The organism is Pseudoalteromonas sp. UCD-33C, assembly GCF_001306895.1.
Classification (GTDB): Bacteria; Pseudomonadota; Gammaproteobacteria; order Enterobacterales; family Alteromonadaceae; genus Pseudoalteromonas.
In genome coordinates this window covers 53,451-74,681 of sequence record NZ_LJTB01000011.1, presented here as the reverse complement: position 1 = coordinate 74,681, position 21,231 = coordinate 53,451, and the positions used below count along the sequence as shown (strand labels likewise).

16 protein-coding genes and 1 tRNA gene are annotated in these 21,231 nt (G+C 41.2%); 1 reads left to right on the top strand and 16 read right to left on the bottom strand.

The annotated features are described in order from the left end of the window. Nucleotides 1-11: 11 nt before the first annotated feature. The 7 genes from AOG26_RS16795 to AOG26_RS16765 form a co-directional block, all read right to left on the bottom strand. Nucleotides 12-845, bottom strand: coding sequence for a glycosyltransferase family 2 protein (locus tag AOG26_RS16795; protein ID WP_054563560.1), 834 nt, complete (start codon nt 843-845; stop codon nt 12-14). A 3-nt stretch (nt 846-848) separates the two neighbouring features. Then, a complete protein-coding gene (locus AOG26_RS16790; protein ID WP_054563559.1) occupies nt 849-1,694 on the bottom strand; it encodes a glycosyltransferase in 846 nt (281 codons plus the stop codon). After that, the gene (locus tag AOG26_RS16785; protein ID WP_054563558.1) at nt 1,694-3,007 is read right to left on the bottom strand and encodes an oligosaccharide flippase family protein; all 1,314 of its coding nucleotides are present in this window, start codon (nt 3,005-3,007) and stop codon (nt 1,694-1,696) included. Before AOG26_RS16785 ends, AOG26_RS16790 begins: the two co-directional genes overlap by 1 nt. After that, nucleotides 3,004-3,936 carry a Wzz/FepE/Etk N-terminal domain-containing protein gene (locus AOG26_RS16780; protein WP_235575513.1) on the bottom strand — a complete coding sequence of 311 codons (933 nt, stop codon included), beginning with the start codon at nt 3,934-3,936 and terminating at the stop codon, nt 3,004-3,006. Before AOG26_RS16780 ends, AOG26_RS16785 begins: the two co-directional genes overlap by 4 nt. 53 nt (nt 3,937-3,989) lie before the next feature. Continuing rightward, on the bottom strand, nt 3,990-6,656 hold the full coding sequence (locus AOG26_RS16775; protein WP_152966986.1) for an SLBB domain-containing protein: 2,667 nt from the start codon (nt 6,654-6,656) through the stop codon (nt 3,990-3,992). Nucleotides 6,657-6,782: 126 nt separating this feature from the next. Continuing rightward, nucleotides 6,783-7,562, bottom strand: coding sequence for a DUF481 domain-containing protein (locus AOG26_RS16770; protein WP_054563555.1), 780 nt, complete (start codon nt 7,560-7,562; stop codon nt 6,783-6,785). 37 nt (nt 7,563-7,599) lie between these two features. After that, on the bottom strand, nt 7,600-8,418 hold the full coding sequence (locus tag AOG26_RS16765) for a mechanosensitive ion channel family protein (protein WP_054563554.1): 819 nt from the start codon (nt 8,416-8,418) through the stop codon (nt 7,600-7,602). A 279-nt stretch (nt 8,419-8,697) separates the two neighbouring features. On the opposite strand from AOG26_RS16765, the gene AOG26_RS16760 reads away from it, so the two are divergent. After that, nucleotides 8,698-8,773, top strand: a tRNA-His gene (locus AOG26_RS16760). A gap of 1,066 nt (nt 8,774-9,839) precedes the next feature. On the opposite strand, the gene nagP is transcribed toward AOG26_RS16760, so the two are convergent. The 9 genes from nagP to AOG26_RS16710 form a co-directional block, all read right to left on the bottom strand. Continuing rightward, nucleotides 9,840-11,126 carry an N-acetylglucosamine MFS transporter NagP gene (gene nagP / locus AOG26_RS16755; RefSeq protein ID WP_152966984.1) on the bottom strand — a complete coding sequence of 429 codons (1,287 nt, stop codon included), beginning with the start codon at nt 11,124-11,126 and terminating at the stop codon, nt 9,840-9,842. Nucleotides 11,127-11,749: 623 nt separating this feature from the next. Next, nucleotides 11,750-14,398 (bottom strand): family 20 glycosylhydrolase, encoded by a 2,649-nt coding sequence (locus AOG26_RS16745; protein ID WP_054563551.1) that lies wholly within the window; start codon nt 14,396-14,398, stop codon nt 11,750-11,752. A gap of 260 nt (nt 14,399-14,658) precedes the next feature. Beyond that, on the bottom strand, nt 14,659-16,086 hold the full coding sequence (locus AOG26_RS16740; RefSeq protein WP_054563550.1) for an NAD-dependent succinate-semialdehyde dehydrogenase: 1,428 nt from the start codon (nt 16,084-16,086) through the stop codon (nt 14,659-14,661). A gap of 296 nt (nt 16,087-16,382) precedes the next feature. Further along, nucleotides 16,383-16,721: an ISC system 2Fe-2S type ferredoxin gene (gene fdx, locus AOG26_RS16735; protein WP_054563549.1), complete on the bottom strand. Its 339-nt coding sequence runs from the start codon at nt 16,719-16,721 to the stop codon at nt 16,383-16,385. 11 nt (nt 16,722-16,732) lie between these two features. Next, the gene (gene hscA / locus AOG26_RS16730) at nt 16,733-18,595 is read right to left on the bottom strand and encodes a Fe-S protein assembly chaperone HscA (protein WP_054563548.1); all 1,863 of its coding nucleotides are present in this window, start codon (nt 18,593-18,595) and stop codon (nt 16,733-16,735) included. 47 nt (nt 18,596-18,642) lie between these two features. Beyond that, nucleotides 18,643-19,170 carry a co-chaperone HscB gene (hscB, locus tag AOG26_RS16725; RefSeq protein WP_054552503.1) on the bottom strand — a complete coding sequence of 176 codons (528 nt, stop codon included), beginning with the start codon at nt 19,168-19,170 and terminating at the stop codon, nt 18,643-18,645. A gap of 78 nt (nt 19,171-19,248) precedes the next feature. Next, nucleotides 19,249-19,572 (bottom strand): iron-sulfur cluster assembly protein IscA, encoded by a 324-nt coding sequence (iscA, locus tag AOG26_RS16720; RefSeq protein WP_054552502.1) that lies wholly within the window; start codon nt 19,570-19,572, stop codon nt 19,249-19,251. 11 nt (nt 19,573-19,583) lie between these two features. Continuing rightward, nucleotides 19,584-19,967 carry a Fe-S cluster assembly scaffold IscU gene (gene iscU, locus AOG26_RS16715; protein ID WP_054552501.1) on the bottom strand — a complete coding sequence of 128 codons (384 nt, stop codon included), beginning with the start codon at nt 19,965-19,967 and terminating at the stop codon, nt 19,584-19,586. A 40-nt stretch (nt 19,968-20,007) separates the two neighbouring features. Continuing rightward, entirely contained in the window at nt 20,008-21,225 is a 1,218-nt protein-coding gene (locus tag AOG26_RS16710) for an IscS subfamily cysteine desulfurase (RefSeq protein ID WP_054563547.1), read from the bottom strand. Nucleotides 21,226-21,231 lie beyond the last annotated feature (6 nt).

The window sequence follows — 21,231 nt, the reverse complement described above, 5'->3', positions numbered from 1 at the left end:
CAAAAAAATGCTTACTTTTTGAGTACATAAGAACTAACAGCTTTAAATAAAAGCAACTCAAATGTATTTAAGTCGTCAACTGGAGCAATACTTCTACATTTACTGTAGAGGGATATCCTATTTTTAAGCATGTACCAGCTTTGTTTAGGTGTAAGGCTATATTTATCTTTTATATAACTATTAAACAAACAAAAGGCATTGTAAGCACGTAAATGCTGCTCTGTTGTTTTCAAATCTGTAATTTGACCATGACCATGATCTTTGTTCCAAATAGCAACTTGCTCATCAATGAAGAGTACATTAAATTCTTTTATTAGTTCTAGGTGAAGCTGAGTATCTTGAAACTTAGGTAACTTTTCATAAAATTCTAAAGTATTAAAAACACTTCTTCGGATCAGAGAGCCATTAGTATGTAGCCCTCCTATCGAAAAGAAATCTGTAACCTTTTTTTCATGCTGTAATGATTTACGCTCTGTACTGCCAAGCACTTTACCGAAGATCGCATGCATCTCAGGGTATTTATCAAAATAACAAAGAAGCTGTTTTATCTTATCCTTACTGTATGTATCATCGTCATCAAGGAAGCAGACAAACTGACCTTTTGAAGCTTTAACACCAATATTACGTGAAGCTCCCCCTCCCATCCTCTTGCTATTGTGGATTAAAGTTATTGGTAATGAGTACTCACTTTTATCAACAACAACCTTTGAATCTGAACAATCATCAACGATTATCAGCTCAACATTACTATAGCTTTGCTCTTCTACAGATTTAATTGCATTGCCTAGCATCCCACTTCTATTTAGAGTAGGTACAATCACACTTATTAATGGTTTATTCTGCATTTACTAGACTCTTTCTCTGTAATGTTTGCCGGTAAAAAACGCAAGAGATGTATATTTTAGTTTTTGCACATCTTTTGACGAAATCGTTTGATAGGCAAGTCTTAATATGTAATATAAAGATTTAGCTAACGGGAAATAGTATCGCCATTGAAGCCCTACATCATAACAACGTTCTTTTTTTCTGAAGTCTGTTACAGCTTTCTCTTCAGTTTCTAATCTAGATAACGAGTGCTCTATATAACTTAATAGCTGGATATCTTTGTTAAAATTTAGCTGTTTAATTCGATAGAAAAATGTTGTATCAATTCCATATAGATAAAATTTTTCATCGAAAATATCACCAAATTTACTTTTTATTGCTTCTAGCTTTTTGCATCCAACGGCAAGCCCACTTCCGATACTTAATATAAAATCATCATCTTTAAGTACTTTATAATCTTCACCAATAACTTTGCCATTTACCTTTGGAGCTTCAATTTTATTGTAAGACTTGATAAAAGGAACACCGATACTAGAGCTGTCGGTTTTGAGTAGTGACACAAGGTAGTTTTCGCCTACAACTGAATCATCATCCAAGTAGACAAAAACGCTTGCTCTAACCATTGAACTAAACCGATTGTAAACACTTGATAATTTTATATTATTTAGCGTTTCAACAATTTTTATATCGAAAGGCGCTTCATTAACCGAATGAGTCGCTTGCTCTGAAAACTCTTTAGGTCCATTGTTCCAAAGCACAATCTGGCAGTTTGTTTCAGGTTTTAAACTAGCCAACAAACTATTCAAGGTCTTAGATTCATAGATATCTTTTTTATAATAAAGAATTAAAATAGCAAAGTCGTAATCCACTAAAACACCTTATATATATAAAACATCACAACTGATGAAACTAACATTGGTAGCATTTTGAAGAAGAATTTACCTAGGGACTGCTTAAAAACACAAATGTATAAAATTATATAAACTTGAAAAAAGTTTATATAAATAGCAATAACTAGCATTTCACAAATTGCGTTAAGGCTTTCTAAATATACCCCGTAAACTATCGCTGAAATCATAGTGAAAGAAGATAGCAAACCACTCACAAACAATAGCTTTACTCTATTTAAGGCTTGAAAAAAGCCGCCACTAGTTGATGAAACCACTTGCGCAGGAATTGAAATAGCCAGTATAGCAAGAATCGGGCTTACGCTTTGCCAATCATCACCAAGCAAGATAGTCACGATTAAATCTGAAAAGGTAAAAATTCCAACCGAAACTAAAATTCCTAAAAGGGACAACTTGAATGTAAAATCTCGATGAATGGACTCGACCTTTGCTATGTCTGCTTTGTGCTTTCGTAAGTATGGCTGAATCGCTGGAGCCATAGAAAACGTCAGAAGCATTAAAGGGTATCTCATCAATTGATAAGATTTATCATAAATACCTAAGTAAAAAGGCCCCAAATATTTACCAATTAGTAAGCTATCAAGGTTCCTAGAAAAGAAGTTTATAAAATTAAAGCTAAATTGATACAGTGAAAAGCCAAATAAAGGCTTAATAGCTGAAAGCTTGCTGCCAATCCTTGGACGACCAAATTCATTTTGAGCTGAAAAATAATACAAACAAACAAAGTTAACTAATGAACTCACTGCATATTTAGATGCTAATGCGCTTATCTCTGATGTATATGAAAATAGTATAACTGTCGTTATAGTTGATAAAACTTCGGCGGCAACACCGGCATTAGCTATTCTAAAATGAGACTGCTGTCTGAGTAATAATGCATTTGGTAATATTGAAGCTGAAAATAAAAATATTGCTATAGACAAGTAAGGAATCACTTTACCAATAGCATCTTCGTTATAAAAAGCCACAATTACATCAGACATTGCTAAGAATGCGCTGCCTAATGCTATTCCTAGTAAAAGCGTAACAGAGAATACTCCATCACGCTCTTTACTATCGAAGCTATCAAGATTAATAACGGCAGGTCCAAGCCCTGCCTCAGAGAACAATTTAAAGAAAATGTAGACTACGAATACAGAAGCAATAACACCATAAACATTAGGCGAAAACATCCTAGCAAGGATCATTAAGGATACTAAGTTGCAAAGATAAACCGAATATCGGCCAGCCATACTACGCGCTACGGCTGAGTATAATCCTTTGTTAATTATCATTTTGAGTTACTTTTAAAAAAGTACCTTACTATGAAAAATAGAATAGCGCCGGTTAAGCCTAAAAATGTTAGGGCTATACATATAAGCGCTCTTCTTGGCTGGCTTTTTTCTTCTGGAACAATTGCCGGATCAACTGTTTTAAAGACATACTCATCTCTAATTTCAGAAAACATGATCGTTTTTGTTTGTTCTTCGATTAAATCAAATAAAACAGACTTAATTTCTGCAACTGATGTTTTCTCAATTTGCTGAGTCAGAAATTGCATGCTTTTACCAGCTTCACTAACATCACGCTCTTTCATCTCGCTGTTTATATCCTCAACAAGATAATCGACCCATTTCTTTGCTACAACTGGTGACAAGTGTTCGATACTAATAGTAATCAAACCGGTATCATCATCTTTTTTAATATCAAACGCTTTCTTAAATGCTTTGGTTGCTTCTTGAATCGATGGTTTTGGCTTCTTCGGAAATTTAACCTTTCTTACCCACTCGCGTTTATCAGCATCATAAAGCTCGGGATCTAAAACTAATGTATTTGAGCTTTGCTCCCATTTATCGACAGCCATTAACTCAACGAGTATGTCCCGCTTCGTAATGAACTCACCAATAAACTTTCTTGATTGAATAATTTCAAACGCTAAATCTGATGAAGTTGACGAGCTACTTCCTACGTTAATTCCAGCTAAACTAGCAAGCCCACCAAACTGGCTTGCTAGTGCAGAAACACCACCTTCCGCTTTATTCTCTGCGGGTACGACAAGCGCTTCAGAGGTATATTTGTTTGGTAATGAAATTGCAATTATTACAGAGATGACAGCAAACAAGCCTGCAACCAAAATTATCCAAAGCTTCTTACTCCAGACATAACTACATAACTCTCTAAAGTCTACTTCTTCTCTTTCAAAGAACTGTTCTAATTCAGACATATTCTCTTTCATTTGAAATTTACACCTAAGCTTGGCTGTTATTGGTCTTATTGCTAAATACTACTAATTGCAGCTAACGCTACACCTAACTGATAAACAATCTGTGTTGCTGTGCTCCACAGTGTTAAGTTATCCATGTAGTCAGAGTTCATAGGTACAACAATCGTATCGCCAGCCTCTAATAACTTAGAGTCATTCACAGCGAACCAGGTACCCGTATTTGGTATAGTTACAGAACCATTAGCTTTTATGATGTAAATTCTGTCTTCGTCTGCGCGCTCTTTTAGACCACCACTTAGGTCAATATATTGATCGACACTCACTCCAGGCTTATATAAATGTGACGTGGTGTAATTTACTTCACCAATTACACTGATTGAGTCTCGTAGACTCGGAACATAAAGCGTATCACCGTTTTGTAGCACTAGATTTTGTTTATCCTCTGCAATGAGGGGTAAGTCAATGACTAAACGACCTACGGCTTCAACATTTGCCAAATCAAGTAGTAGCTTATTCATTTCATCATAAGAAAGTCGCGTGCTACTAACTGATTTTTCAAAGCTTTTCGTTGCAATATCTCTTCGTAAATCCTCTGCTAGTTTAGCTAATTGCTTTTGCTCTTGTTGACGAATTGACTCACGTGTAAAAATGGCAGCATCTGGCTCTGCAAACTCAGAGAAGCCACCTGCTCGTTCTAATAAGTTAGTTAATGTTTCTCCACGACGAATGGTATAGATACCTGGGAATTTAACTTCACCTTTGAGCTCAACTTTTACATTTTCTTGCCAATTAGGAATTGAGAAAATATTAATGCTATCTTTGCTTCTCAGGACTTTGTTTTCCGAAGTTTTACCAACCATAGCCTGAGCTAAATTAAACTTAACATGCTCAACTTTAGAGCCTTCACCTGCAACAACACGGGTTATTTCAGCTTGCTCAGTGTAAGCAGACTCCAATAAGCCTCCTGCTGCCGCAATAAGCTCATTGACTTCACTACCTACAGTTAATGGATAAATACCTGGATATGTAACATGACCGTTGATTTCAACTAGTTGCATAGCCTTTTGCACAGAAGCTTGTTGCTTTAATTTAGCAATAATAGGCTTTAACAAAGTGTATCGGCTAAATGCAGCGTAATCTTCAGGCTTAAGCTCTTGCTCTTCTTCTTTTGCTTTTCTTTTTGAAATCTCAGCAATGCTAAGCTCTTTCTCTTCTTCTTTGAATGGATCTTCTGGCTTTAAAACACCTACGTACCTTTCAAACTCTTTTCTTTGATACTCATGCCATTGCTTAACTTTAATCTGTTGTTGTTGCTGCTCAACAGTTAAAGCCATATTAGCAAGTGCAGCTTCTTCTGCCTGCTTTTCCTGGTAACGACTAAACACAAATAACTTATCGTTAGCTTTTAGCTCTAAGTCATGCTCAGCAGCTTTAACTATCGCTTGTGCAATATCAAATTGAAACACTTCAATATCGCCCGCAATGTTAATTTCTCGCACGAGTAAGCCATAACCCAAATCAGCTTGAGGCAGTAAATCACCACGCACTGAAGTTAAAACGTCAGAAATATGCTTACCTTCAAACCACTGATAATGGCCAGGGCGAGCTACAGCACCGATTAAGCTGATACTGTTTTGATATTGAAAGCTTACAGGATTAAAACGAATACGGTCGCCATCACGAGGAATATAATTAATTTGATTACCGCTAAAGTCCACTGATAACACTTCTTTCATATTATTGTTATTGAAGCGTTCAACAATTGCTTTTTTAGCGTAAGCTTGCGGTTTTAAACCACCCGCCATTTTTAATAACTGTGCCGCTGTTTCACCTTTTTTTAGCTCAAAAATAGCAGGACGTTTTACTAAGCCTTCAACAGCGACTTGAGAACCAACTGATGGGATAAACACAACATCACCCGGCTTTAAGATGATATCGTTGCTGCTATCACCATTGATTAGTAGATCGTACAAGTCAAAATTTGCGACAACTTTACCAGCGCGTTTTATTTGAATATTTCGTAAAGAGGCAATATCTGATACCCCACCACTTACGAAAAGTGCATGTGAAACTGTCGCAAGAGAAGAAACGCTATAGCTGCCGGGCTTATACGCTTCACCTAAAACCAAGATACGAATACTACGTAGCCTACCAACAGACACAAACGCTTTAACACCGATCACTTCTTGTTCAACTTTAGCTTTAATGAGCTCTTTGACTTCCATAAAAGTTAAACCAGCCACCTGCACAGGGCTTAAGTTCGGTATATTAATACGGCCTTCACGATCTACAGTTAAATCGTAACTTTCACTTTCTTTACCGTAAAAGTTAATATTTAACTCATCACCACGACCTATTAAATAGGTATCAGGAACAGCCGCATTCTCGGTAGGCATAAATGAAGTTGGCTCACCGGCGAAGATATCATAACCGAAAGGCTCTACTTCACTTTCTTTAGGGGCGAAACGCTCTTCATCTGTTAGTTGCTCTTCCTCTTTCTCGAGTCGCGGTTGGATTGTAGATTCAACTTCAAGAGATTCTTCACTAGTTGTTTTACCAGTGATAGTTGATAGGTCAACACCATACTGCCTTGCAAGCGCTTCTTGTTGAGCCTTTGGAAGCTTTTTGAATTGCTCAATTTGAGCTGCAGTAGGAGTAAATGCCAATACCGATGAAGTGGTTAGAAACAAAAAAGTAAGGAATAATCTTTTAAATAACATCACAAGTAGGGATATCCATAGTTCTACAGTCAAAAAGATTGTGTATTCTACCTGAAACTCAAGGAAATAAAAAAGGGACTTTCGTCCCTTTTTGTCATTAAATTGTCAACAAAACGATTTATTTAGTTAAAAACTGTAAACTAGCGTTAGTGACGTTTCTGTATCTGTGTTTTCTTTATCATCAGCAACATCTGAGTTGTGGGTGATGTTGTAAGCTACTTTCATTTGTAGTGAGCCGTTGATTTTGGCAAGAATTGCAGACTCTGAACGCGTTTTAGTATTGGTATCACCATATTCAACTGATACTAATTGAGTAAAACGTGCGCTGTCTGAAATCTGCCAGTTATAATCTACTTTACCTAGTGCGATTACTTCACCTTCGCGCTCACCGGCAAGTGAGTTGCCGTTGTCATCAACTTCAGTGCTGTCATCAGGATATTGGAAATACTTATAACCCGGACCAATTTCTGCGTTTAGCCACATATCAGAACGGTCAATTAGGCGTAAACCATAACCCGCTGAGATAACTGATTCGTTACGGTATGCACCAAAGTAATCAGATACGTGCGAGCCGTAGATGAATAAATGTGAGTGCTTTTCGTTTAATTTATAGTTACCTTGCGCTGAGATTGAGTACTTTTCGTTGGTACGCTGTGTTTCTTTTACACCTTGGTCGTTTTCGATCTCATCTTCTTTGTAGATGCCGTCTAACTTGTACTCGTTATTCCAGTTTTCTAAGTTATGTAAAACCTTAACACCACCTTTAAGTGTTGTTGTTTCAGTGTTACCACTTGTAATAATGGCACCTAGTTCACTGGTTACATCCCAAGTTTTGGTTTCATCTGCTGCGAATGCGCTAGTTGCAGCGCTTGCTGCAACTAGAATTGATAATGCTTTTAATTTCATTAAAAAATAACCTTTACTACTTGTACGTTAGACTTAATTAGTCTTCTTTGTGCAAATGAACATCCATTTGCGGGAATGGGATTGTGATGTTGGCATCGTCTAATGCGATCTTAATGTTTTCCATTAAATCGAAATACGTTGGCCAATAATCAGCAGAGTTAACCCAAGGGCGAACTACAAAGTTTACGCTTGAATCTGCAAGCTCAGATACCGCTACTGTGTATGCTGGGTCTTTTAGTAAGCGCTCTTCTTTATCTAAAACTGATTTAAGAACTGCTTTTGCTTCTTTAAGATCTGCATCGTAACCAACACCGATTACTAAATCGATACGACGAGTTGATTCACGAGAGAAATTTGTAATTGGGCTGCCCATAATTGATGAGTTAGGCATGATAATTACTTTGTTGTCTGGTGTACGTAATTCTGTAGAGAAAATTTCGATTTTCTTAACTGTACCCGCTTTACCACCTGCTTCTACATAGTCACCTGATTTGAAAGGACGAAGTAAGATGATTAAAACACCTGATGCAAAGTTAGATAGTGAACCTTGAAGTGCTAAACCTACTGCTAAACCAGCCGCACCTAAAATAGCAATGAATGAAGTAGTTTCAATACCTAATTGAGATAGTGCCATTAAGATTGTTGCAGCAAATACAATTGCATAGACAATACTAGCAACAAATGAACCTACAGCTTTATCGACTTTCTTTTTATCAAATGCTTTTTCAGTTAAGCCTTCGCAGAATTTAGCGATGCGACCACCGATGAAGAAAATGATTAGCGCTAGAACCGCCTGAACGGCGTAATGTATGATTAAACCTGAATTCTCGTTGATCCAGTTCATTATTGTATCCATGTTCTCTCCTGAAGTTCATTTGTAGCATCACGCTGTACAAATTATATATGATCTTTGGTTAAAAAATCATTAAATTACGCGTAAAACTACGAAATGAGTATTTGCTCAATTACAAAAACCGCAAGTCTAATCTGCGAAACTGAACGCGAGCTGACCAGTGATGGTTTTCTGAATTTTCTGAGGTAAATAAGTTTTTTCTACTTTTTTCAATTTAGGGCTTCACAAGCCAACCTTAATTATGTAATATGCGCGCCACACCAAACGAGGTGTATCTCAGTGGCGGCTGTAGCTCAGTTGGTAGAGCCCCGGATTGTGATTCCGGTTGTCGTGGGTTCAAGCCCCATCAGTCGCCCCACTTCTCCCCCCTTTGTAAATTATTTTATTTTCTACTTTAATCTCAAGATTTAGTTTTATCTTCACTACCTGTTTTCAATTCAAAAAGCCGTCAGCTTTCAGCTGTCAGTTTTGAGCCGAACTGTGTTGTTTGATCGCAATACATTCCCCCTTCAGATAGGTGTTGAATGTAAGACGCGCCAAGCAAGCGTGACACCTACGATGTAGGAAGTACTCTAGTGCCGAAGTCTCTAAGATAATTCACGGCTAAAGCCCTTCCTACGAGACAAGAGATGCGAGGTGCGAGGTGCGAGATATTTATTGTAGGCGTGAAATTTATTTCGCGCGAAATATTAACAGCAGTGCCGTGTTTAAGGCGCGCCAAGCAAGCGTGACGCCTACGATGTAGGAGGTACTTTAGTGCCGAAGTCTCTAAGATAATTCACGGCTAAAGCCCTTCCTACGAGACAAGAAATGCGAGATGCGTGATGCGAGATGCGAGATGCGAGATGCGAAATATTGTAGGCGTGAAATTTATTTCGCGCGAAATATTAACAGCAGTGCCGTGTTTGAGGCGCGCCAAGCAAGCGTGACGCCTACGATGTAGGAGGTACTTTAGTGCCGAAGTCTTTAAGGGTAATTCACGGCTAAAGCCCTTCCTGCGAGACAAGAGATGCGAGGTGCGAGGTACGAGGTGCGAGGTGCGAGATATTGTAGGCGTGAAATTTATTTCGCGCGAAATATAAACAGCAGTGCCGTGTTTGAGGCGCGCCAAGCAAGCGTGACGCCTACGATGTAGGAGGTACTTTAGTGCCGAAGTCTTTAAGGGTAATTCACGGCTAAAGCCGTTCCCACGAGACAAGAGATGCGAGGTGCGAGGTGCGAGGTGCGAGGTATTGTAGGCGTGAAATTTATTTCGCGCGAAAGCCTAGCACCTAGCCCCCTAATACCTAGCCCCTAATTTTTTCAAACCCCAAACAAAAAAATGCCACCTTTCGGTGGCATTACACACGGGATTATTTCTATTTACTAGAAATGCTTTTCAAAGTTCAAGGCGGTGCGCTTTACACCCAACCTCAAACTCATAATTACTTCCAACTTTTCATCTTATGACCTTTAACAGCATAGAAAAGTATGAATAAATAACAAGGCAACATCACAATATAAGCCATTTGTTGTGCTTCTGCGCTTTTTACGCCGCCACTTGCTAAGCCCCAAAATAATGGACCGAACGCTCCACCAGCAATACCCATAACGAGCAGACCAGAGCCTACACTAGTTAGCTTGCCTAAACCAGATAATGCTAACGGCCAAACTGCCGGCCATACAATGGCATTAGCAAAGCCTAGCACAGCAATGAGCAATAAGGTATCAGGCAGTACCGATTTTAGGCCAAATAATGTTGATATAAATACAGTTTCATTGCTACCTGTAACAATCGCTAGAGTTAACACACAACCCAATACCGCTGAAATTGTCAGCGCTGTTTGCTGCGATAACACTCTTGGGATAAGTAAAATCCCTAAAAAGTAACCTAGTACCATACAGCCCATGGTGTATGATGTCATAACACTGTATTTTTCAACACCTAACGACAACGCAAAGCTACCAATCGTATCACCTGCAATTACTTCAACAGCTACATAAACAAAAAGTGCCACAATCCCTAAGGCAAGACTCGGATGACTCAACGCTTCTTTTACCTGCCCCGGTTTTTGTTCATCAACATCGTCATCAATTAACTCTGGTAATGGCATTTTAGTAACTGCAAAGCCGAGTATACCAATAAAAATAGCCATCCCTAAATACGGTAATATTAAGCCATTGGCCATTGCATCAATATCAGTTTGGCTGAGCTCTTTACCTACAAAGCCTTTAAAATCGCTGAGTATCAGTGCAGTAAATACAATCGGCGCAACAACACCTGCACCTTTATTTAATATACCCATAATACTAACGCGAACCGCGGCTGATTCTTCTGGGCCGATTCTTACTACGTATGGGTTAACCGCTGTTTGTAATAACGTTTGCCCAGCTCCCATAACAAGTTGAGCGAATAAAAACAGTGCAAAAATTTGCGTTTTTGCAGCAGGAATAAACAGTAAACCTGCCACCATCATGGTCGCCATACCCAGCGCCATACCGTTTTTATAACCTACCTTTCTGATGATCATCGCTGAAGGTAGAGCCGTAAAAGTCACTGCGATATAAAACGAGAAAATAATCAGCGATGCCTGAAAAGGTGAAAGCTGCAAAATTTGCTGTAAAAATGGCATCAGTGAGCCATTTAACCATGTAGCAAAACCCAGTATAAAAAACAGCGTGGCAACAATCGCCATAGGCACAACACTGCTTTGTTTATTCATTTCAGACATAACATTTCCCATAACAGCACAGTTCGACTCTACAGCGCTGCTGATTCAGATGATTATATAAAATAGATATTAAATATTTATAACACTATCGCAACAAAAATGACAGCGCTGACATACTTTTTAGATGCCGTAGGCGTGTAGTTTATTTCGCACGATGAATTTGGATTAGCCGTCAGCTTTCAGCTATCAGTTTTGAGCCGAACAGTGTTGTTTGGTTGCAATACATTCCCCCTTCAGATAGGTGTTGAATGCAAAACGCGCCAAGCAAGCGTGACGCCTACGAGATGCGAGATGCGAGATACGAGATACGAGATACGAGTTGCGAGTTGCGGGGTGCGAGATACGAGATGCGAGGTGCGAGGTGCGAGATGCGAGATGCGAGGTGCGAGATACGAGATGCGAGATGCGAGGTGCGAGGTGCGAGGTGCGAGGTGCGAGATGCGGGGTGTGAGATGCGAGGTGCGAGATGCGAGGTGCGAGGTGCGGGGTGCGGGGTGCGAGGTATTGTAGACGTGAAATTTATTTCGCGCGAAGTTTTTAGGCCGCCAGATTTTAGTCAGACGCGCACGCAAAAATGACGCCTACACTTTGCTGTAGGCGTCACATTTATTCATCACAAAGCACTACTCACCAACAACTGTGACGCGACTGGTTTGCTGTGCGTTTAAGCGGGTGCGTAGCGCAACTTTTGCATTGCTATCAACTTTTACAGGCTCGGCATAAGTTTGCCAGCTTTGGCCGTTGTCTAGGCTGTATTCAATGCTCAAATAAGCAAATGCGCTGTTGGCATACAGCTTACCATTTTCAATCACACCACCTGGTACCGGTAAATGCAGATCAATGCCATCTTTGGCTAACTTATCAAGCTCTTTTAAACCGACTGCACTTGAGAACTCAGCCCAGTCTTTTGCTTGTTTTTTACTATCGACGTTTTCGCCTTCCCAATCGGCTTTATGCCATGCGCGCTCTGCCACTGACAGAATACGCGGGAAGATCATGGCTAATACTTGCTCTTCAGTACGGATTGTTTCTGACCATACCTGACCTTGCATACCCAAAATATTCTCTGGCTTTTCAAGTTTAGGTAACGGGCGACCCACCAACGCTTCTAAATTAACGATTGGCTCACGGGTGCGGGTGTAATCAGCATTGGCATACACGTCATCAGGCATGTAATTAAAGGCTTTTTTAGTATCTGTGTAACGAGTGGCCCAGTAATAACCACGCTCTTCAGGGCTTGCTTCGTATGGGTGGTCAAAGTACAAATGCGTACCGTGTGATAACACCACTTGATAACCAGCATTTGCTAGGCGGTATGCTCTATCGGCAACGCCCCATTCCCAAATGTTATCCCAAGTATTAACGGTGAAGGTTTTGTTAGGGAACTCATCACGTTTAAACGAGTTTTCACGGTCGTACATGATGCCATCTTCCCAAATCCCCGGAGAAATACCGCGTTTTTCAAGTAAGGTTGCAACACGTTGTGTGAAATAAGGTTTTAAATCAGCCGGGCCAGCTACACCGTTATTAGGATCAGCAAATAACGCCTGACAGATTGGCGAGCCTATCCACGAACCAGCACCGACTTCATCACCACCAATATGCAGGTTCTTTAACTGCACACCTGCTTCGCGGTACATCTGCTGAAGTTCATAAGTTACTTTATCTAAAAATGCGTAGGTAGAGTCCATACACACATTCATTGAGTTATCTTTGTAGTTTTGTACCGTCATGTACACAGAGGTATCTTTAGGATCGGTAAGCAAGTATTGCGTTGCCGGCCCCATATCTATGTGTTGAATTTCTTTGTTTGCAGAGCGCGTTTTAATGTTATTTTTAGCGGCTTTCTCAGCTTCTTCTAACATGTTGTGATAACGCGCTTCCATCGCTTTGATTGAGGCTCGCGCATGACCTGGGCCTTCAACTTCAGGGATGATTTGAATGTGGCGGTCTTTCGCAAACTTTAATAGCTCAACAAACTCATCACGTTTCAAATAACCGTTGCCAGAGCCTGATTTAAATGGCCCTGTGCCAAGCTGAGTTAATAAGCACTCGCGCTCTTCTAAATCAAAGCAGCGATAGCCACCAACGTCTGTGAGCTCTGGTAGACCTGGGATCTCAAGTCGCCAACCTTCATCTTCTGAAAAGTGCCAGTGTAGCTTATTCATTTTATAGCGAGCCATTTGCTCAACCAGCTTGAACATGGCTTCTTTGCCATGATAGTTACGACCATTATCGTAATGCATACCACGCCAGCCATAACGCGGTGAGTCTTCAAGTTCTAACTGCGGTAAGCTGGCACTGCCTTGGCTATTTGCAGGAATGAGGTTCAATAAGCTTTGCATCGCATAAAACACACCGGCGTTATCGCTACCTACGATGGTGATCACTTCGTCATCAATCTCTAGAGTGTAGCTTTCTGCTTTTGCATTATTGAGTTTAGGGTCAACTTTTAAGCGTATTACTTTGTCTTTGCCGACATTGATATGATCTGGCTGTGCTTTAAGGCTAATGCCATAGTCATCTTGTAAGTCTTGCATAAACACCATAACTTCGTGCTTAAGCTGGCCTTGATAACTGATTTGCCAATTATTGTTTAACGTTGCGCTACCTCGATTAAAATCGACTTTACGAGGCTTCGGAATAATACGCTTTAAAGCATCGTCTTTACTAACCGACACCTTATCAGTGCTATTACGCTCGAAACGTACTTTTGCCGTTGCTAAAACCGATAAATCTTTTGGCTCATTGTAACGGCGTAACTGATTTTCACGGGTAAATGGCGTCACAAACTGTTTAAAGTCTTCAGTGTCGGTGTTGGCAAATACGCCTGGTTTATTCTTACCCGAAACAAAAAATGCCCGTGGCATAAAGTCACTGTAAGCAACAATCCATACTTGCGCATCAAACGGCAACTCTAAACTTTCACCTGCTGCTAAACCTTTAAACGAGCTCGTTGGTACGATGCGATGAAGGTCACCATTAACGTGCTCTATGTTTAGGCCCGCAACATGCTCGGTTGAGATTTTACGAACAGAGTGAATATAAAGCTGCCAGTCGCTCTCGCCTGCAGGCAACGCCACATCAGAGCCATTATTGAGGGTAATTTTTCCTAAAAAGCCCGCATCTTTATTACGAAAGTTATCTTCTACCGAAAACAGCAGTTCGGTACCTTTCGCAAACTGATCAACTTGCGATTGAGTTAATGCTGCACTAGCCATTAAAGGCGCAGTCGCTAGCATTACCGCGAATAGTGACTTCTTAAAATCCATTACTTTCTCCTCGTTTAAGCCCTGAGTGTACGGTATTTCTGCGTACTATTTTTCATTTTTGTTAATAATTCGTTCCTATCATATAAAAACTAAAATGACAGCGCTATCATTTTGTGAAAAATAAAAGGTGAGGAGTTAGCTATCAGCTATCAGCTATCAGCTATCAGCTATCAGCTATCAGCTATCAGCTATCAGCTATCAGCTATCAGCTATCAGCTATCAGCTATCAGCTATCAGGCTGACGGCTGACGGCTGACGGCTCAAACCTTAACACAAAGATACTTCTCTTCTAGATACTCATCTAACCCTTGGTGACCGCCTTCTCGGCCTAAGCCAGACTGTTTAACGCCGCCAAAAGGCGCTACTGGGTTTGAAATAAGACCTTCGTTAATACCAATCATGCCGTATTCGAGTGCTTCGCTTACGCGATAAACTTGCTTGATGTTTTCACTATAAAAATACGCAGCTAAACCGTAAGGTACGTCGTTCGCAAGCTGAAGTACTTCTTGCTCATCATCAAAGGCGATTATGCTGACTACAGGGCCAAACACTTCATCATGATAAATGTCCATCTCTGGGGTCACATCGGTTAAAATTAATGGCGCTTGAAAGCTACCTTCAAGCTCGCTGTTGTCACCGATTAACGACGCCCCTTTATCAACCGCATCTTGCACAAGCGTTTGAACTTTCTCTTTTGCCTTAGGGTAAATTAATGGGCCAATATCTACCCCGTCATCAAGACCATTACCTACCTTTAACTCAGCTACTTTGTCTGTGAGTTTTTCGAGCACCGTTTCAAGCACTGAGCGCTGAACAAAAATTCGGTTAGCGGCAACACAGGTTTGTCCTGCGTTTCTAAATTTAGCCCCCATAAGGCCAGCAACCGCCTCATCTAAATCGGCATTATCAAAAATAATAAACGGGGCATTGCCGCCAAGTTCCATCGATGTTTGTTTAATTGTTGAAGCGCACTGCGATAGTAACTGCTTACCTACACCGGTTGAGCCTGTGAATGTGAACTTACGGACACGCTCCGACTCGGTCATGATCTCACCCACCATTTTTGCGTTTTCAGAGACCACTACGTTCAGCGCACCTTTTACAAACCCTGCTTTATCAGCAAGGTAGGCTAAGGCAATAGCGCATAATGGCGTATGCTCCGAAGGTTTAATCACAAAACTACAACCCGCGGCATAAGCGGGTGCCACTTTACGGGTGATCATGGCAATCGGGAAATTCCAAGGGGTAATACCAGCCACCACACCGATTGGCTGTTTTATCGTTCTTAAACGATGCTTGCTGTCAGTAGCAGGAATTGTGTCGCCATAACTGCGCTTTGCTTCTTCGCTAAACCACTTAATAAAGCCCGCACCATATTCCACTTCGCCCAAGGCTTCTTTTAAAGGCTTCCCCTGCTCTTTGGTCATTAGTTCAGCGAGCTGTTGCTTGTGCTCAATGACTAAGTCGTACCAACGGCGTAACGTTTCACTACGCTCGGTTGCGGTTGTTTGCTTTAATTTGCTAAATGCCTCGTCAGCACTTTTTATTGCTTGCTCAACGCCAGCTTCATCAATATCAGAGACATGGGTGATCGCCTCTGCGGTTGCAGGGTTATCTACACTAAAACGCTGGCTCGTAGAGTAAAAGTCACCGTCGATAAACGAATCAGAAAAAACCAAATCAGACATAGAACCTCCAAGTAAAAGCTATCAGCTATCAGCTATCAGCTATCAGCTATCAGCTATCAGCTATCAGCTATCAGCTATCAGCTATCAGCTATCAGCTATCAGCTATCAGCTATCAAAAGCTTAAGAAAATCGGGAAATAAATGTAAAGCTATTGCTGTTCAAAAACACTAATAACTGAACCACCCTCTCGTTCTGCTAAAAACTGACGGCTGAAAGCTGACAGCTCTAAAAAACAAAAAACCGCTGTAGAGACCAAGCAACTACAGCGGTTTTTACGAAATCAAAGCCGTTAAAAATTAATGCTCTTCATTAACGATATTGAGATTATACTTTGGAATTTCAACCACTAAATCTTCATCTTTGATCACCGCTTGGCAACCAAGGCGTGACTCAGGCTCAAGACCCCATGCTTTATCTAGCATGTCATCTTCTAGCTCATCGCTCTCATCTAAAGAGTCAAAACCTTCACGGATGACTAAGTGGCATGTTGTACACGCACATGATTTTTCACATGCATGTGGAATGCTAATACCATTCTTTAGCGCTACATCTAATACAGTTTCACCTGCAGGAGCTTCAATAGCAGCGCCTTCTGGGCATAACTCTTCGTGTGGAAGAAAAATAATTTGTGGCATACCTTACCTCGTTAAACTTCGTCTACTGACTGCCCTTGCAGCGCTTTTTTGATTGATGCATCCATTCTGCGAGCAGCAAATTCGCTACTTGCATTGTCTACAGCTTCAATCGCTGCTTTAATTTCTGAAGGTGTTGTTGCGCTTTCACGTACGGCAACAAGTTTAGCAATTTCTGCTTTTAACGCACCTAATTCTTGTTCATCAAGTAATGCACTGTCGGTTGCCAATGATGCTTCAAGCGCTTCAACTACACGTAATGCTTCAACTTGCTGCTCTTTAAGCATACGCGCTTGCATATCGTCTTTTGCGTTAGTCATTGATTCTTTTAGCATGTTTGCAACTTGGTCGTCCGATAAACCAAATGATGGTTTGACCTGAATTTCAGCTTGTACACCCGTTGATTTTTCCATTGCCGATACACTTAATAAACCATCGGCATCAACTTTAAAGGTTACGCGAATGTGCGCAGCACCTGCAGCCATTGCCGGAATACCTTTTAAGCTGAATTTAGCCAACGAACGACAATCGTCAACTAACTCACGCTCACCTTGTAATACATGCAGTGACATTGCCGTTTGACCATCTTTGAAAGTAGTAAACTCTTGTGCACGTGCAACAGGGATCGTAGTGTTACGTGGAATGATTTTCTCAACCAAGCCACCCATGGTTTCAAGACCTAGCGATAGTGGTAATACGTCTAATAGCAACATGTCTGAATCTGGCTTATTGCCAACCAATACGTCTGCTTGTAATGCCGCACCGAGTGCAACTACGCGATCTGGGTCGATAGAAGTTAGTGGCTCTTTATCAAAAAATGCAGCAACTTGAGAGCGTACAATTGGCATGCGAGTCGAGCCGCCAACCATTACAACTTGTAGTACTTCTTCATTCTCGATACCGGCATCTTTAACGGCACGGCGACAAGAACGTAGTGTTTTCTTCACAAGGCTAAGAGCAAGCTCATCAAACGTTTCGCGGGTAACTTCAACTTTGTGGCTTTGACCATCAAACTCTAAACCAACATTTACAGTTTGGTATTGGCTCAGCGCTTCTTTACACGCTTTTGCTTTATTGATGAATAAACGCAACACCGATGCAGAAAGCTCGCTCACACCCGTTTGTTTTTTGAAGTAATCAACTAGTAGCGAGTCAAAATCGTCACCACCAAGGCTTGAGTCACCGCCTGTAGCAAGTACTTCGAATACGCCTTGGTGTAAACGTAAAATAGAAATATCGAATGTACCGCCACCTAAATCGTACACGGCGATAATGCCTTCTTGGCCTGAATCAAGGCCATAAGCTACAGCCGCAGCCGTTGGCTCGTTTAATAAACGTAAAACCTTGATACCTGCAAGCTCTGCGGCATCTTTGGTGCTTTGACGCTGTGCATCATCAAAATAAGCTGGCACAGTAATAACTGCACCTAAGATATCTTGACCTGCAAAGCTGTCTTCTGCGCGCAGTTTTAATGCTTTTAAAATTTCACTCGATGCAGTAACAGGGCTAATTGCACCCGCAACCGTGCTGATTGCTAATGAGCCATCATGCTCACAAAATTCGTACGGCAGTTGACCATAGCTTTTTTCGATTTCAGCCTGAGTTTTACCTAAAAAACGCTTTACTGAAATTAGAGTGTTTGCAGGGTCTTGAGTAGCAGCTGCTGCCGCTCGTTCACCTACCACAATGCTATCTGCTTGGTATTGCACTACCGATGGTAGCATCGCGTTGCCTGCTAAATCAGTTAGTGTGCGCGCTTCACCGCTTTGCACTGTTGCAACTAACGAGTTAGTCGTACCAAGGTCAATACCGACTGCTAATTTGTGCTCATGTGGTGCCGCGCTCTGCCCCGGCTCAGCAATTTGCAATAATGCCATAATGCTCTTTTTAAACTCTTAAATAGCTGTTGTGTAACAACTAACGATTAATCATCAAATAAACTGTCTTCAATACGCTCTAGTTCATCGCGTAACTTATAAACAAACTTCAATTTACGAATATTGTCAGCGGCAGCTTGCCATTGTTGCTCATCATTACTTGCCAGCTGAGCGGCTAATTCACTGCTGTATTGTTTATCGAGCTGTTTAATTTGCGCTTCAAACTGGGCAATTGCTGCATCAGGATCTGCGGCATTTTCAAGTTCTTCTAATTCTTCACGCAGCTCCATTTGCTGCATTAAGAATAGCGGGTCTTGTAATGTTTGTTGCTCGGCGCGAATATCAACACCAAGCTCGCTTAGCATGTACTCAGCACGTTTTACCGGGTGTTTTAAAGTTTGTAATGCATCATTGATTTCTGCTGCATTTTGCACAGCAAGTAATTTATCACGGCTGCTAGAGCTTGCGTGGCGATCTGGGTGAACTGCACGTTGCAGCTCAAGGTAGTGTTTATTAATAGTCGCTAAATCAATGTTGTAATCTACTGGAATTGCAAATAACTCAAAGTAACGCATTACATAATCCAACTCGGTAAACAGGAAAGAACAAAGCCCTACATAGGCAGGGCTTCAAGCAAAGAAAGTTTTATAAGCTTAAACGGTGAAGCTTTCGCCGCAACCACACTCATCGGCTTGGTTCGGGTTGTTAAACTTAAACCCTTCGTTCAAACCTTCTTTGGTGTAATCAAGCTCAGTACCATCAATGTAGACTAAGCTTTTAGCATCAACGATCACTTTCACACCACGGCTTTCAAAAATTTCGTCGCCGTCTGCTAACTCATCAACAAACTCAAGAACATAAGCAAGACCTGAACAGCCCGTCGTTTTAATGCCAACGCGTAGGCCAATGCCTTTGCCGCGATTTGCTAAAAATGATTCTACGCGGTTTGCTGCCGCATCTGTCAATGTCACTGCCATGAATTTATCTCTTACTTCGCTTGTTTGCTTTTGTAGTCAGCAATTGCTGCTTGAATCGCGTCTTCTGCTAAAATTGAACAGTGAATTTTCACTGGCGGTAATTCAAGCTCAGCACTGATATCAGTGTTTTTGATTGTTGCAGCTTCATCTAATGTTTTGCCTTTTACCCACTCAGTTACAAGTGAAGAAGAAGCGATTGCGCTACCACAACCATATGTTTTGAATTTTGCGTCTTCAATTACACCTTCTGGTGATACTTTGATTTGCAATTTCATTACGTCACCACATGCTGGTGCACCCACCATACCTGTTGCAACTGACGGATCATTTTTGTCTAAAGCACCCACGTTACGTGGATTTTCAACATGATCGATTACTTTATCACTATAAGCCATAATACTATCCTCACTACCTGCTAGCGGCGGCGATCACTGATTAGTGATGCGCCCACTCAACTGAATCTAAATCAATACCTTCTTGATGCATTTCCCAAAGAGGAGACATCTCACGTAAACGGCCGATCGAGTTTTTGATTAGTTCAACGGTGTAATCAATCTCTTCTTCAGTCGTAAAGCGGCCAATGCTGAAACGAATTGAGCTGTGTGCCAACTCGTCATTACGGCCTAATGCACGTAGTACATAAGAAGGCTCTAAGCTTGCTGAGGTACAGGCTGAACCTGATGAAACAGCAATGTCTTTAACAGCCATTAATAACGACTCACCTTCAACAAAGTTGAAGCTGATATTTACAATACCTGGAACTGAGTGACTTGGTTCACCATTGAAGTAAACTTCGTCCATATCAGCCATGATGCCATCGATCAGGCGCTTACGAAGTGCGCTGATGTGTGCATGGTCTTTTTCGAAATCTTCTTTAGCGATTCTAAATGCCGCACCCATACCAACTAATTGGTGAGTAGCTAGAGTGCCTGAACGCATACCACGCTCATGACCACCACCGTGCATTTGCGCTTCTAAACGTGCGCGAGGCTTACGACGAACATAAAGTGCGCCTACACCTTTCGGGCCATATACTTTGTGGCCAGAGAACGACATGAAATCTACTTTTAACTGTTGCACGTCGATAAGTACTTTACCTGCGCTTTGTGCAGCATCTACGTGGAACATAATTTTGCGCTCACGGCACATTTCGCCGATTGTCGCGATATCTTGGATAACACCTAGCTCGTTATTTACGTGCATTACGCTCACAAGTACTGTGTCGTCACGCATTGCAGCTTCAAGCTTTTTAAGGTCAAGTAAACCGTTTTCTTCAACGTCCATATAGGTTACTTCGAAACCTTGACGCTCTAGTTCACGACACGTATCAAGCACTGCTTTGTGCTCTGTTTTAACAGTGATAACGTGCTTGCCTTTCTTTCTATAGAACTGCGCAGCACCTTTAATTGCTAGGTTGTTTGATTCTGTAGCACCTGAAGTGAAAACAATTTCACGCGGGTCAGCGTTGATCAGATCAGCAATATCTGTACGTGCTTGATCAACGGCTTCTTCTGCTTGCCAACCAAAACGGTGTGAGCGTGATGCAGGGTTACCAAAATTACCGTCCATAGTCAGGCATTGCATCATTTCTTTTGCCACACGTTCATCAACAGGCGTGGTTGCTGCGTAATCTAAATAAATCGGTAACTTCATTTCTCT